The sequence below is a fragment of the Pseudomonas sp. 2835 genome, from assembly GCF_050435905.1.
In the GTDB taxonomy this organism is placed as follows: Bacteria; Pseudomonadota; Gammaproteobacteria; order Pseudomonadales; family Pseudomonadaceae; genus Aquipseudomonas.
Genome location: NZ_JBNDLE010000002.1, coordinates 162,437 through 175,348, shown reverse-complemented (window position 1 = coordinate 175,348; position 12,912 = coordinate 162,437). Strand labels below are relative to the sequence as shown.

At 63.0% G+C, this 12,912-nt stretch carries 12 protein-coding genes; 4 read left to right on the top strand and 8 right to left on the bottom strand.

Going from position 1 to position 12,912, the window contains the following annotated elements:
* Positions 1-22: 22 nt before the first annotated feature.
* On the bottom strand, positions 23-505 hold the full coding sequence (locus ABIE20_RS02795; protein WP_429502612.1) for a glutathione peroxidase: 483 nt from the start codon (positions 503-505) through the stop codon (positions 23-25).
* Between the two features lie 155 nt (positions 506-660).
* Positions 661-1,146: an FKBP-type peptidyl-prolyl cis-trans isomerase gene (locus ABIE20_RS02790; RefSeq protein ID WP_429502610.1), complete on the bottom strand. Its 486-nt coding sequence runs from the start codon at positions 1,144-1,146 to the stop codon at positions 661-663.
* Here ABIE20_RS02790 and ABIE20_RS02785 point away from each other — a divergent pair.
* From ABIE20_RS02785 to ABIE20_RS02770, 4 genes are all read left to right on the top strand, one after another.
* Positions 1,115-1,453: a DUF3565 domain-containing protein gene (locus tag ABIE20_RS02785; protein ID WP_429502608.1), complete on the top strand. Its 339-nt coding sequence runs from the start codon at positions 1,115-1,117 to the stop codon at positions 1,451-1,453. The genes ABIE20_RS02790 and ABIE20_RS02785 overlap by 32 nt on opposite strands.
* A 32-nt stretch (positions 1,454-1,485) precedes the next feature.
* Positions 1,486-3,582, top strand: coding sequence for a phosphate acetyltransferase (gene pta / locus ABIE20_RS02780; RefSeq protein ID WP_429502606.1), 2,097 nt, complete (start codon positions 1,486-1,488; stop codon positions 3,580-3,582).
* Positions 3,583-3,584: 2 nt separating this feature from the next.
* Positions 3,585-4,487 carry an acyltransferase gene (locus tag ABIE20_RS02775; RefSeq protein WP_045196055.1) on the top strand — a complete coding sequence of 301 codons (903 nt, stop codon included), beginning with the start codon at positions 3,585-3,587 and terminating at the stop codon, positions 4,485-4,487.
* 68 nt (positions 4,488-4,555) lie between these two features.
* Positions 4,556-5,140: a hypothetical protein gene (locus tag ABIE20_RS02770; protein ID WP_429502604.1), complete on the top strand. Its 585-nt coding sequence runs from the start codon at positions 4,556-4,558 to the stop codon at positions 5,138-5,140.
* A gap of 112 nt (positions 5,141-5,252) precedes the next feature.
* Here ABIE20_RS02770 and ABIE20_RS02765 read toward each other — a convergent pair whose 3' ends face one another.
* The 6 genes from ABIE20_RS02765 to ABIE20_RS02740 form a co-directional block, all read right to left on the bottom strand.
* On the bottom strand, positions 5,253-5,570 hold the full coding sequence (locus ABIE20_RS02765) for a DUF3077 domain-containing protein (RefSeq protein ID WP_429502602.1): 318 nt from the start codon (positions 5,568-5,570) through the stop codon (positions 5,253-5,255).
* Between the two features lie 413 nt (positions 5,571-5,983).
* Positions 5,984-6,679: an OmpA family protein gene (locus ABIE20_RS02760; RefSeq protein WP_045196051.1), complete on the bottom strand. Its 696-nt coding sequence runs from the start codon at positions 6,677-6,679 to the stop codon at positions 5,984-5,986.
* Positions 6,680-6,774: 95 nt separating this feature from the next.
* Positions 6,775-7,419 (bottom strand): MBL fold metallo-hydrolase, encoded by a 645-nt coding sequence (locus ABIE20_RS02755; protein WP_429502599.1) that lies wholly within the window; start codon positions 7,417-7,419, stop codon positions 6,775-6,777.
* Between the two features lie 92 nt (positions 7,420-7,511).
* Positions 7,512-8,204, bottom strand: a complete 693-nt coding sequence (locus ABIE20_RS02750; protein ID WP_429502597.1) for a sensor histidine kinase — start codon at positions 8,202-8,204, stop codon at positions 7,512-7,514.
* Positions 8,201-9,808, bottom strand: coding sequence for a response regulator (locus tag ABIE20_RS02745; RefSeq protein ID WP_429502595.1), 1,608 nt, complete (start codon positions 9,806-9,808; stop codon positions 8,201-8,203). The genes ABIE20_RS02750 and ABIE20_RS02745 overlap by 4 nt, the downstream gene beginning before the upstream one ends.
* Before the next feature lie 234 nt (positions 9,809-10,042).
* Positions 10,043-12,766, bottom strand: a complete 2,724-nt coding sequence (locus ABIE20_RS02740) for a LuxR C-terminal-related transcriptional regulator (protein WP_429502593.1) — start codon at positions 12,764-12,766, stop codon at positions 10,043-10,045.
* Positions 12,767-12,912 lie beyond the last annotated feature (146 nt).

The following is a 12,912-nucleotide window of genomic DNA, read 5'->3' as shown; positions in this document are numbered from 1 at the left end:
GCGATGAGGCCGATCAGGCCGATCAGGCCAAAGCCTTCTCGATGGCCTGCACCACCGTTGGATCATCCGGCGCCGTACGTGGCGAGAATCGCGCCAGCACGCGGCCGTCCTTGCCAACCAGGAACTTCTCGAAGTTCCAGGTGATATCGCCGGGGAACTCGGCGCCTTCGCCGGCCAACAAGCGGTACAACTGATGGCGGTCATGGCCATTGACCTCCAGCTTGCTGCCCAACGGAAAGGTCACGCCGTAGTTCAGGCTGCAGAACTGCTGGATTTCCTTTTCTGTGCCCGGTTCCTGCCCGGCAAACTGGTTGCACGGCAGGCCCAGTACACTGAAGCCTTTGCCCTTGTACTGCTGGTAGAGGTTTTCCAGCGCCGCGTACTGAGGGGTCAGGCCACACTTGGAAGCGACATTGACCACCAGCACCACCTGGCCCTTGAACGGCGCCAGAGGCAACTCCTGGCCATCCAGTGCCTGCAATTTCAGGTCGTGAAATGCACTCATGACGTACTCCCCTTTCCAGATCCCGGTTGCCGCTGCGGGCTGCAATCAGTAAAACCAGCCCATTAAAAAGGCGCCCTGCCAAGCCGTCTTCCCCTGCTGGAGTGCGACGGACTTGCCCGGGCGCCTTCGCGACTCTCTGAGCTTAGCGCAGAAAATCAGTGGTGATGGCCACCTTCGCCATGAACGTGGCGATGGGCGATTTCTTCTTCGCTGGCATCACGAACATCGACGACCTTGACCTTGAAGTTCAGGCGCTGGCCAGCCAGTGGGTGGTTGCCATCAACGGTGACGTCGTCGCCGTCCAGGTCGCGAATGGTGACGATCTGCATCTGGCCATCCGGCGCCGAAGCGTGGAACTGCATGCCCACTTCCAGCTCGTCGACACCTTCGAACATGCTGCGGTTCAGGGTGCTGACCAGCTCGGCCAGGTATTCGCCGTAGGCGTCTTCCGGCTCAACGGTAACGTCCAGCTCGTCACCGGTGGTTTTGCCTTCCAGGGCTTTTTCCAGGCCCGGGATGATATTGGCTGCACCGTGCAGGTAGACCAGCGGAGCGCCGCCGGCGGAGCTGTCGATGACCTCACCAGCGTCGTTGGTCAGGGTATAGTCGATGGAGACAGCCTTGTTGGCGGCGATCAGCATGGGGCGAGACCTTTTGCATAAGAATGTAGAACGAACAAGTGTAACCAAGGCATCGCCTGAAAGCGAACGCAACCCGGACAAACGGGTTGCCGGATCCTTCAGCCAGGTGCTGGGTTTCCATCAGGACGAGGACGGCCACTGGGTGGTCGAGCTGTCGTGCGGGCACACCCAGCACCTGCGCCACCAGCCGCCCTGGCAATCACGCAGCTGGGTGCTCGACCCCGAGCAACGCCAGCAACGCATCGGCCAGGCATTTGCCTGTGGCTGGTGCGCTCAGGGGGTCGATAGCGATACCCTTGGCAATTGATTCTTTTGCACAGCTCATTTCGAGAAGCTCGCATGCAGACATTTTTTATCGCGCCGACCGATTTTGGCGTCGGCCTGACGTCCATCAGCCTGGGCCTGGTGCGCACCCTGGAGCGCGCCGGGCTGAAGGTCGGCTTCTTCAAGCCGATCGCCCAGCCGCACCCGGGCGATACCGGCCCGGAACGCTCCACCGAACTGGTTGCCCGCACCCATGGCCTCAAACCGCCACAACCGCTGAGCCTGGCCCATGTCGAGCGCATGCTCGGCGACGGCCAGCTGGATGAACTGCTCGAAGAGATCATCACCCTGTACCAGCAGGCCTGCGTCGGCAAGGACGTGGTGGTGGTCGAAGGCATGGTCCCGACCCGCCACGCCAGCTACGCCGCGCGGGTCAACCTGCACCTGGCCAAGAGCCTGGATGCCGAGGTGATCCTGGTCTCGGCGCCGGAAAACGAAGTGCTCACCGAGCTGTCCGGGCGCGTCGAACTGCAGGCCCAGTTGTTCGGCGGCCCGCGCGACCCGAAAGTGCTCGGAGTGATCCTCAACAAGGTGCGCACCGACGAAGACATGAATGCCTTCGCCGCGCGCCTGACCGAACACTCGCCGCTGCTGCGCGGCGGCGACTTCCGCCTGCTCGGCTGCATCCCGTTCCAGGCCGGCCTCAACGACCCGCGCACCCGCGACGTCGCCGAGCTGCTTGGCGCCCAGGTGCTCAACGCCGGCGACTACGAAACCCGGCGCATGAACAAGATCATCATCTGCGCCCGAACCGTGGCCAACACCGTGCCGCTGCTCAAGCCCGGCACCCTGGTGGTGACCCCGGGCGATCGCGACGACATCATCCTCGCCGTGAGCCTGGCGGCGATCAATGGCGTGCCGCTGGCCGGCCTGCTGCTGACCAGCGACAGCAAGCCCGACCCGCGCATCCTCGAACTGTGCCAGGGCGCGCTGCTGGCCGGCTTGCCGATCCTCTCGGTGAGCACAGGCTCCTACGACACCGCCAACCAGCTCAACGGCCTGAACAAGGAAATCCCGGTGGATGACCGTGAGCGCGCCGAGCTGATCACCGATTTCGTCGCCAGCTACCTGGACGCCGACTGGCTGCACCAGCGCTGCGGCACCCCGCGCGAGCTGCGCCTGTCGCCCGCGGTGTTCCGCTACCAGTTGATCCAGCGCGCCCAGCAGGCCAACAAACGTATCGTTCTGCCCGAAGGCGCAGAACCCATGACCGTGCAGGCCGCCGCCATCTGCCAGGCCCGCGGCATTGCCCGCTGCGTGCTGCTGGCCAAGCCCGACGACGTCCAGGCGGTGGCCCGCGCCCAGGGCATCAGCCTGCCCGAAGGCCTGGAGATCCTTGACCCGGACCTGATCCGCGAGCGCTATGTCGAGCCGATGGTCAGCCTGCGCAAGAGCAAGAGCCTCAACGCGCCGATGGCCGAACAGCAGCTGGAAGACCCGGTGGTGATCGGCACCATGATGCTGGCCCTGGACGAAGTCGACGGCCTGGTCTCGGGCCTGGTGCACTCCACCGCCAACACCATCCGCCCGGCCCTGCAACTGATCAAGACCGCACCCGGCTGCAGCCTGGTGTCGTCGGTGTTCTTCATGCTCTTCCCCGAGCAGGTGCTGGTGTACGGCGACTGCGTGATGAACCCGCACCCGACGGCCAATGAGCTGGCGGAAATCGCCCTGCAGAGCGCCGACTCCGCCGAAGCCTTCGGTATTGCCCCGCGGGTGGCGATGATCAGCTATTCCAGTGGTGATTCGGCCACCGGCGAAGAAGTCGAGAAGGTCCGCGAGGCCACTCTCCTGGCCCAGGAATCCCAGCGCGGCCTGCTGATCGACGGCCCGTTGCAATACGACGCCGCCGCCAACCTGGAGATCGCCCGGCAACTGGCGCCCAACAGCCAGGTGGCCGGGCGCGCCACGGTGTTCGTGTTCCCCGACCTGAACACCGGCAACACCACCCACAAGGCTGTGCAGCGCAGCGCCGATTGCGTCAGCCTGGGGCCGATGCTGCAAGGCCTGCGCAAGCCCGTCAACGACCTGCCGCGCGGCGCCCAGGTCGACGACATCGTCTACACCATCGCCCTGACCGCCATTCAGGCCAACCGCTCACTGGATAGTTGAACATGCTCGGATTGCTACCCGCGCCATTGCGCGGGGTTATCGCCTCGCTGCTGCTGGGGCTCAACACCATCGTCTGCTGCACCCCGTTGTTCATCGTCAGCCTGTTCAAGCTGCTGCTGCCGTTCGCTGCGGCGCAGCGGCTCACCGATGAACTGATGCGCCACATCCACGAAGCCTGGATCAGCAACAACAATGCCTGGATCAACCTGCTGGGCAAGGCCCGCTGGCAGGTCGAAGGCCTGGCCGGGCTGGACTACCAGCACAGCTACCTGGTCACCAGCAACCACCAGAGCTGGGTCGATATCCTGGTGCTGCAGTACGTGCTCAACCGGCGTATCCGCCCGCTGAAGTTCTTCCTCAAGCAGGTGCTGATCTGGGTGCCGGTGATCGGCCTGGCCTGGTGGGCACTGGGCTTCCCGTTCATGAAGCGCTACTCCAAGGCGTACCTGGCCAAGCACCCGGAAAAGGCCGGCAAGGACCTGGAAACCACTCGACGCACCTGCGCCAAGTTTCGCGGCAAGCCAACGGCGATCTTCAACTTCGCCGAAGGCACGCGCTTCACCGCAGCCAAGCATCGCCAGCAGCAGTCACCGTTCAAGCACCTGCTCAAGCCCAAGGCTGGCGGCATTGCCTTTGTGCTTGATGCCATGGGCGAGCAACTGCAATCGATCGTCAACGTCACCATTCATTATCCGAACGGTGCGCCAGGCTTCTGGGACTTGTTGTGCGGGCGGGTCAGGCACATTGTCGTGCACTTCGAGGAACTGGCGATTCCGGCCGAGTTCCTGGGCAGGAACTACGACCAGGATGAAACCTACCGCCTGGCCTTCCAGCAATGGATAAACCAGCTGTGGAGCGACAAGGACGCCTTGCTCGAACGGCTGCGACAAAACGCCGACGGGTAATTTGCCGGACAGCATCTATGCTCACTTCCTACGATGATTTCACTAGCAATCACAAGGAACGTAAGCCTATGAAACCGCTGCGCCGCTTTGCCCATGCTTTTGCTGTTGTTTCACTTCTGTCTGCAGCCAGTTTTACGGTGCAGGCAAAAGACATCCTGATCGACGCTGTCGCCACTGAGGATGTGGTGAATACCAAAGTCCTTGCCGTTGACCTCGATAAGCGCGTCGTTACGGTGGCAGGGCCTGAGAACTCTGAGGTGCCGATCCAGGTGAGCGAACAGGCCAAGGACCTGCATAACCTCAAGGTCGGCGACCTGGTCAACATCACGGTCAACCGCTCGGTTGCTACTGTGCTCGAAACCGACCTCACCAAGGCCCCGGGCATCAGCAAGGAGGCCGGTGTCATTCGCGCCACCAAGGACAACCCTAACCCAGGTGGTGAGGCATTTCGGCAGATCAAGGTCACCTCGAAGATCACCAAGATTGACCTGAAAACCCATGAGGTAACGCTGACGCCACCTGAGGGCCCGCAAAAGGTCGTGAAGGTCGAAGACCCTGACCTTCAGGCGCGCATGAAAAATCTCAAAGTCGGCCAGTCTGTGGTCATCGTTTACACAGATGTGCTGACAATCACTACCAAAAGTCCAAGCTGAGTCGCCTGACCTACCGTATCGCCGGCAAAGCCGGCTCCCACAGTTAATCTGGGCACACTCCGGACCTGTGGGAGCTGGCCTTGCCAGCGATCAAGCGCAAAGCGCTCGCAACTCAGGCGCCGGCTGGCATCCTGATCGCCCGGCTCTCCAGCCCATCGAGCAACGCATCAATCAATGCCTTGGCCATTTCATGGGAATGCAGGGTCGCCTGAAGGAACCCTCGCCCCGGCTCACGAGTATGCTCGACCGCCAGCGGCCCAGTCAGGCTCGCGCACTTCAAATACAGCGACGCATGCACCAGCGCATCTTCGACATTGACCCCGGCGCGCACGGCGAATAACTGTGGATGACCGACATCGCAGAGGCCGAAGGGCGTCTCTGTGGTTTCGAGAAGGTGGAATTCAGGTGGGTCTGGAACGATCTTTTTCATGATGAAGCTCCTGATGTGAAGGGAGCTGCACCACCTCTGTCGCCAAACAGAAATGGTGGCAGCTGTACGCAGGTTGGCGAACCGAGACATCAGGACAACCCGGCAGGGCCGAAGCCCTCCCGCGCACAACTGCCATAACGACTGACGTCATGGAAGCAGGATGATGTACTCGGGTCGCCAAACCCGATCGCTGATACTTCAGCGACCTGGTGAGCCTAGTGGCGTACTTCCCCCGGAGCAATCATCTGCAGGGCGACAGAATTCGTAGGATAGGTCCTAGGACACTCAAACCACCAGCACAAGGCTGTTGCAGGATGCTAGCCAGGCCTCTGTGGGAGCTGGCCTTGCCAGCGATGAGGCCACTGCAGGCACAAAAAAGGGGAGCCAGGCTCCCCTTCTTCACATATTGCGACTTACTGGTACTGCTGCCCAGGAATCGGCTTGAGGTTGACCTCTACCCGACGGTTCTGCGCGCGGCCGTTGGCGTCGGCGTTGCTGGCGATCGGCTGGTCCGGGCCCAGGCCGCGGGCGCTGACGCGGCTGCCATCGACACCCTGGGAGGTCAGGTAGGTGACCACCGATTGCGCACGACGCTGGGACAGGTCCATGTTGTGCTGGCGGCTGCCGGTGCTGTCGGTGTAGCCGACCACTTCAATGGTGTTCTGGTTGAACTGCTTGAAGGAGTTGGCCAGGTTGTTCAGCGGCGAGTAGAAGCTCGGGGCGATGTTGGCCGAGTCGGTGGCGAAGGTGATGTTGCCCGGCATGATCAGTTTGATCTGGTCGCCCTGGCGCTGCACCTCCACACCGGTGTTGGCCATGCTTGCACGCAATTCGGCTTCCTGCTTGTCGGCGTAGTAGCCATAACCTGCTGCGGCAGCGCCCACGGCGGCAGCGCCGATCAGCGCACCCTTGCCGCGGTTGTTATGGTCGATGGCGGCGCCCGCGATGGCCCCGGCCAGCGCACCCAGGCCGCCGTACTTGGCGGTTTTGCTCATCCCTGTGGAACCCTGCTGCGCCTGACCCTGGCTGTCATACGGGTTGGGGCTGGCGCACCCGGACATCAGCGCGGCAGCGGTAGCGACGATAATCAAACGACGCATGGTGAACATGGACAAGCTCCTACTGTAATTCGAAAGTGCAGCGGATCTGATTCGGATCTATGCCAGCCTTGGATTGCAGCAAAGCAGAAAAATTCCCTGAAGCGTCAGGCGCGCACGAACGGGTTCTGACGCATCTCGTCGCCAAGGAGGGTGTCCGGGCCATGGCCGGTGACCACCGTGGCCTCCTCATCCAGGCTGTACAGGCGCTGCTTGATCGAACGAACGATAGTCGCCTGATCGCCACCCCACAAATCTGTGCGACCAATCCCACGACGAAAAAGCGTATCGCCTGCAATCAGAAGCTTGGCCTCGGCGAACCAGAAACTCATCGATCCCGGCGTATGCCCAGGGGTGTGCAAAGCCACGCCACAACCGCAGGCCAGCTCTTCATCGTCGGCCAGCCAGCGATCTGGCGGCGGTACCGGGGTGTAGGGCACGCCGAACATCTGGCACTGCATTTCCAGATTGTCCCAAAGAAACTGATCGTCCTTGTGCAGGTGCAAGGTGGCGCCGGTCTTTTCCTTCAACTGCCCGGAGGCGAGGAAATGATCCAGATGCGCGTGGGTATGGATAATGCTCACCACCTTCAGGCCATGGGCATCGAGGCGGGCGAGGATCTGCTCAGGGTTGCCGCCCGGATCGACGACGATGGCCTTTTTGCTGATCGGATCGCCGATGATCGTGCAATTGCACTGCAGTGGGCCGACGGGGAAGGTTTCGCGGATCAGGGCGGGTGTGGCCGGGTTCATCGCAGCAGTCCTGTGGAGCAAATGACGGAGTGTCGCACAGGCCGGCAAAGCCTGCGACGACGCTCGTCAGCTTAGCCTTGAGTGCACAGGCGTTACGGCAGATACAGCCTGAACAACCCGCCGCCCAGGGCCCCGCCATTGGCGATCTCGATCCGCCCTTTGACCCCGTTGCGCTCATGCAGGCCGGCAATCCGCGCCGCAAAGTACAAACCCAGGCCGGTGCTGCCGCTCTGGCCATCGATACCCTGCACATACTCCTGCTGGCGCTCGAGCATCCGCGTCGGGAAGCCCGGGCCGTCGTCGTTGATGCTCAGCACCAGTTGCTCGCCTTCGTCACTGACGCTGATCAGCAAGGTGTGGCCAGCATAGCGGATGGCGTTGTTGAGAATGTTGGCAACCACCGAACCGACCAGTTCACGGTCGAAAAAGCCCAGCGGGCTGGCGGTTTCGATGCGCCAGCTGGCGAGGATGTCGCGGTGCTGCAGCAGGTTCTGCTGGGCCGCCAACTGGGCTTCGATGAAGTCGTCAAGCTCATGGTAGTCGGGGCACATGGGCAGCTGGTTGACGCCCAGTTTGTACAGGCCCAGTAACTGCACCAGCATGCCGTTTAGGTGGCTGAACTCGTGCTCCATCACCCCCTGCTCGCTGCCGCTACGCAGGGCCTCGGGCAGGCGCGCCAGCCACTGGCTGTGGGCCTGGGTCAGGGCGGCGAGGGAGTTTTTCATATCGTGTACGGTGGAGGCGATCACCGTGGAGAAATCCAGCCCCTGATTGTCCTGGTTCATGCGCCAAAAGCCCGGATGTGCAGTTTGCGGTAGCGATCGTAGCGGCTGTCGCTTTTCGGGATGCCGGTGACGCTGCCCAGGCACGCGCGGCATTCGTCCATGATCGCCGGCGGCGGTGTCTCGCCACCGATGCGCAGCAAGGCTTGCGCGGTGTTGAGGGCGATACTGATGTTCTTCGGCTGCAGCGTCAGCGCCCGGCGGAACTGCGCCAGGGCTTCGCTGAGCTGGCCTGCCTGGTAGCTGCGTACGCCCTGGCGGTTGAGGTCGACCGCTTCGGTTACCGCGCCGAGCACGCTCGGGTCGTCGGTGAGCTGCGCCACACTCTGCATGACCTTGGGGTCGTCACCGTAAGTTTCCACGCAGCCTTTGAGGATCGAAGTGCCGGCGGCTTCCTGGCCGAGTTTCTGCAGTTGCGTGGCCACCACCAGCGCCGCTTCCACCGAAAAGAACTGGTCCATCTTTTCCAGCCGGGCCATGGCCTGTTCAGTCAATTTGGCGGCGGTTTCGGCGTCGCCGGCCTGCTGCAGGCTGGCAGCTTTCATCAACCGCGCGCGCACCTGCAGGCCCTGGTCTTCGACGTTCTCCTTGGCCACTTCGCTGAGCACGGTGTTGATCTCGACCCGGGTGCGCGCATCCAGGCCGTTGCCGGCGTTCTTGTTCATCAGGGCCTGGACCAGCCCGAGGTTGCTTTCCGGGTCTTTGTAGCGCGAGCTCTGGCCCTGGTTGACGGCATGCCGGTAGGCCTTGGACGAAGTGTCGTAGTCGTCGTTGCTCAGGGCCAGCTTGCCCAGCATCATCTGCCGGCGCACAGCCAGCGGCGAGAGGCGCACGGCCTCTTCCAGCACGCCCTGGGCGCGCTTGCTTTCACCCTGGGCCACCAGCACTTCGGCCAGGCCGTCGTACAGGCTGGGCATCATCGGGAAGGCCTTGAGCGCCTGCTCGTATACACCCTGGGCCTGGGCCAGCTGGTTGCGCTTGTACAGCAGGCTGCCGAGGGCAGCGTAGGCCCAGGGCGTGGCGCGGCTGGCGATGATGGTGGTGAGGAATTTCTCCAGCTCATCGAAACGGTTCAGGTCGCGCAGGGCGTCGGCGCGGTAGCGCAAGCACAGCGGGGCAAAACGCGGATCCTTCTTGCACAGCTCGGCGCAGGCCGCCAGCACTTCGGCCGGGCGGCCGCGGTCCAGGGCCTGGAGGATCGGCTTGAGCAGGGTCTTGCGCTGCACCAGTTTTTCCAGGCGCTGGGCCAGGCCGATGCGGTTGAACGGCTTGGTCAGGTAGGCGTCGGGCTCGTGTTCCAGGGCACTGAGGACAATCGCCTGGCTGCTTTCGGCGGTAACCATGAGGAACACGCACTCATGGCTGATCAGTTTGTCGAGGATCAGGTCTTCGAGCACCTGCTGGCCGTTCTTCTTGCCATCGCCCAGGTGGAAGTCCTGGAGAATGAAGTCGTAGCGTTTTTGCGCACACATGCGCAGCGCCTGCTCGCCGCTGTCGGCGGTATCGACATCACGCACGCCCAGCTCGCGCAACATCGAGCGGGCCGAGCTGCGAAAATCGGAGAAGTCATCGACGATCAGAAAGCTTTTTTGGCTGTAGACCTGCATCCACGAAACCTGTCATGGCAAATAAAAAAATAGACGCAGAGACACCTTCACGGACAGGCTCGGCTTCGCGGGTAGATTCGTTGCGGCGCTTAATCAGGCCGCACTCGCAGAGTATCGGCCACACAGGGCGATAGCTTGAGGCGTACAGAGCGCATATTTGCTGGACGCGAGTGCCAGCAACGGAAGAAATAATGGCACTGCGCCATCATCATTGATGTTCACTGCCGAGTAAAGCTAATGCAGCATGCCCAACGCCTTGGCCCGAGCCACCGCCTGGGTACGGCGCTCGACGCCAAGTTTGCTGTTGATGTGGCTGGCGTGGGTTTTCACCGTGTGCAGGGAGATGAACAGGCGCTCGCTGATCTCCTGGTTCGAACAGCCCTGGGCGATCAGTTCGAGTACAGCCCTCTCGCGGGTGCTCAGGGCTTCGCTGCTGCCGCTGGCCGTTTCAATCGGTTCAAGCGTCGGCAACAGCTCCAGCAGGCTGCTCTGCGCCGGCCCCTGGGGTTGCTGCAGCAACTGCTCGCGCAGCCACTGCGGGTGATCTTGCAATAGCCGCTGGAAAGGCTGCAGCGCACCGCCGCGGGCCGACTCCAGGGCCAGCACCAAAAGGCCACGCGCCTGGGCTTCGTTGTTATTGGCCAGCAGCAGCACGGCCCAGTGGCACAAGGCGGTGACGCAAAGCATCTGCCCGCCGCTGGCCTGGCCGCGCTCCACCAGCGCCTGCAAGCGCCGCCCGGCCTGTTCCAGGCGGCCCTGGGTGCGTTCAAGCAAGGCCTGTTGCAGTTCGATATGCAACGGCAGCAACGGGTGAAACTCCGGGGCGGCCGCCGCCTGCTCGCCACCGTAGGTCTGGCCCAGGCGCAGCAACCAGGATTCGGCCAGGTCGGTGCGCCCCTGGGCCAGCCACAGCTCGCATTTGACCAGGGTGATCATCGCCAGGTAGAAAATCGGCGGCACATCCCAGATGTGCATGAGCCGCTCGGCCTCGGCGAGCTCGGCGAAGGCTTCGGCAAAGCGCCCTTCGCGGCCATCCAGCGAAGCGATCACGCAATGGCCGATCAATACGCTGATATCGCGACAGGCGCGCGCCTCGATCAACCCGGCACGCAGGCGGCTGCGCCCAGCTTGCGGTTGCAGTCGGGCCGCCAGCAGGTAACCCTCGTACAGGGTCAGCCGGGCCCGTGCCGCGTACAGGCGTTGCGCCGACAAGCCTTGCAGGCGTTGCAGGCCCTGGCGCACTTCATCGAGAGCGCGCAATACCTCACCACGGGCGTGCAGTACCCGCGCCCGGTCGTAGTGAGCCAGGGCCTCGAACAACGGGTTGCCGACCCGCTGGGCCAACTCCAGCGCCTCGCGGTTCCAGCCACGGGCGCGCCAGAAATCGGCATCGGCAATGGCCAGGTTGGACAGGGTCGATAGGCATACCAGCCGCTGCCCATAGCGTTTGAACGGCAGGCTGTGCAGGGCTTCGGAGCAGTATTCAAGGGTGCGCAGACGGTCGCCGCGACCACGGGCGATCACCCCGCTGAGCGCCAGCCATTGAGCGAGCATGGATTTTTGTGCGGTGGCCGAAGGCGCCGGCAAGAAGCGGCTCAGGTGGCTGGCCAGCTCTTCGGCGGCGTCCAGTTGCCCGGCCAGGCCCAGGGCCCAGCTGTACAGCACGATCAGCCGCGGCGTGCTGATCAGCAGGCTGTCGGGCAGGTCCATCTTCCAGCGCAACAGCATGCCGACGTTCTGCTCGGCCAGCAGCTGCTCTTCGGAGAGGTTCTGCACCAGGTTGGCGGCCACGTCCAGGTGCCCGGCGCGCAAGGCCTGCTCGACCGCTTCATCGAGCAGACCCTGGCCGTGGAACCAGCGGCAGGCGCGTAAATGCAGGCTCGACAGCGGCAAGCTTGCCTGGCGGGTGCGCAGCAGGTCGGAGAACAAATGGTGATAGCGGAACCAGCGCCCATGTTCATCCAGCGGAACGAGGAACACCTGGTGCGCCTGCAGGTACCGGAGAATCTCGACGCTGTCGTGGCTTTCGCGCAGGGCATCGCAGAGCTCGGCGCAAAAGCGCTCCTGGCAGGCAGTGTCATAAAGAAAGCCCTGCACTTCGGCCGGCAGCATCTCGATGACTTCTTCAAGCAGGTAGTCGCGAATCAGCCCTTCGCCACCGTGCAGGGCCTGTGGCAAGGCGCTGTCGGCACCGGCTTCACTGGCCGCCAGCAGCCAGAACCGCAAACCGGCGACCCAGCCATCGCTGCGCTGGATCAGGTTGTCCAGCGCCTGCCCGCGCAACACCGTCGGTTGCTGGCCCAGCACGGCGAGGGACTCATCGGTGGTCAGGCGCAGGTCCTGCTCATTGAGTTCGAGCAACTGGCGCGACAGGCGCAGGCGCGCCAAATGCCAGTCCGGCCGCTGGCGGCTGGTGACCAGCAGTACCAGGCCAGGTGGCAGGTGATTAAGGAAAAACTGCAGGCAACGGTCGAGCACCGGGCCCTGGGCCAGGTGGTAGTCGTCCAGCACCAGTAGCAAGGGATTGTGCGGCTGCAGGTGACGAGCCAGTTCATCAAGCAGGCCGTCGAGCCATTCTTCAAAGGCAAACGGCTGGTGCCGCTGGCGCATCTTCAGCAGGCCCAAGGCCTGGCCGCCCAGCGCCGGGCAGTACTGTTGCAAGCCTTCGAGCAGGCGTTCAAGAAAACGCCCGGGATCGTTGTCGCGCCGGCTCAACCCCAGCCACAGGCTGCTCCAGTGGTTGGGCAGGCCCTGGCAGAACTCCACCGCCAACGAACTTTTACCGAACCCTGCCGGTGCATTGACCAGCAGCAAACGCCCCCCGAGCCCCGCCTGCAAACGCTGACACAAGCGCGCCCGCGGCACATGGCCTTCGGGCAGCGGCGGGCGAAAGAAACGGCCCTCCAGGACGCTCATGGCCTGGCTGGCGAACCCTTGCGTACGGGACAGATCAGTCATGGCCGGCTCGTTTTTAGTTAGGGAATCGTCGGCAGTACGGATCAGGGCAGACTAGCGGGTTAAACCGCACATTTGAAGATGATTGCCCCGTTTTGCGGAAAAAAGACTACAACAAAAAACGACAAACCCGAGGCAGTCAGAACGCA

Bases quoted from the DNA above. Each gene is read 5' to 3' on its own strand.
- ABIE20_RS02795 (WP_429502612.1), bottom strand. From the start codon at position 505: ATGAGTGCATTTCACGACCTGAAATTGCAGGCACTGGATGGCCAGGAG.
- ABIE20_RS02785 (WP_429502608.1), top strand. From the start codon at position 1,115: ATGGAGACAGCCTTGTTGGCGGCGATCAGCATGGGGCGAGACCTTTTG.
- ABIE20_RS02790 (WP_429502610.1), bottom strand. From the start codon at position 1,146: ATGCTGATCGCCGCCAACAAGGCTGTCTCCATCGACTATACCCTGACC.
- pta (WP_429502606.1), top strand. From the start codon at position 1,486: ATGCAGACATTTTTTATCGCGCCGACCGATTTTGGCGTCGGCCTGACG.
- ABIE20_RS02775 (WP_045196055.1), top strand. From the start codon at position 3,585: ATGCTCGGATTGCTACCCGCGCCATTGCGCGGGGTTATCGCCTCGCTG.
- ABIE20_RS02770 (WP_429502604.1), top strand. From the start codon at position 4,556: ATGAAACCGCTGCGCCGCTTTGCCCATGCTTTTGCTGTTGTTTCACTT.
- ABIE20_RS02765 (WP_429502602.1), bottom strand. From the start codon at position 5,570: ATGAAAAAGATCGTTCCAGACCCACCTGAATTCCACCTTCTCGAAACC.
- ABIE20_RS02760 (WP_045196051.1), bottom strand. From the start codon at position 6,679: ATGTTCACCATGCGTCGTTTGATTATCGTCGCTACCGCTGCCGCGCTG.
- ABIE20_RS02755 (WP_429502599.1), bottom strand. From the start codon at position 7,419: ATGAACCCGGCCACACCCGCCCTGATCCGCGAAACCTTCCCCGTCGGC.
- ABIE20_RS02750 (WP_429502597.1), bottom strand. From the start codon at position 8,204: ATGAACCAGGACAATCAGGGGCTGGATTTCTCCACGGTGATCGCCTCC.
- ABIE20_RS02745 (WP_429502595.1), bottom strand. From the start codon at position 9,808: ATGCAGGTCTACAGCCAAAAAAGCTTTCTGATCGTCGATGACTTCTCC.
- ABIE20_RS02740 (WP_429502593.1), bottom strand. From the start codon at position 12,766: ATGACTGATCTGTCCCGTACGCAAGGGTTCGCCAGCCAGGCCATGAGC.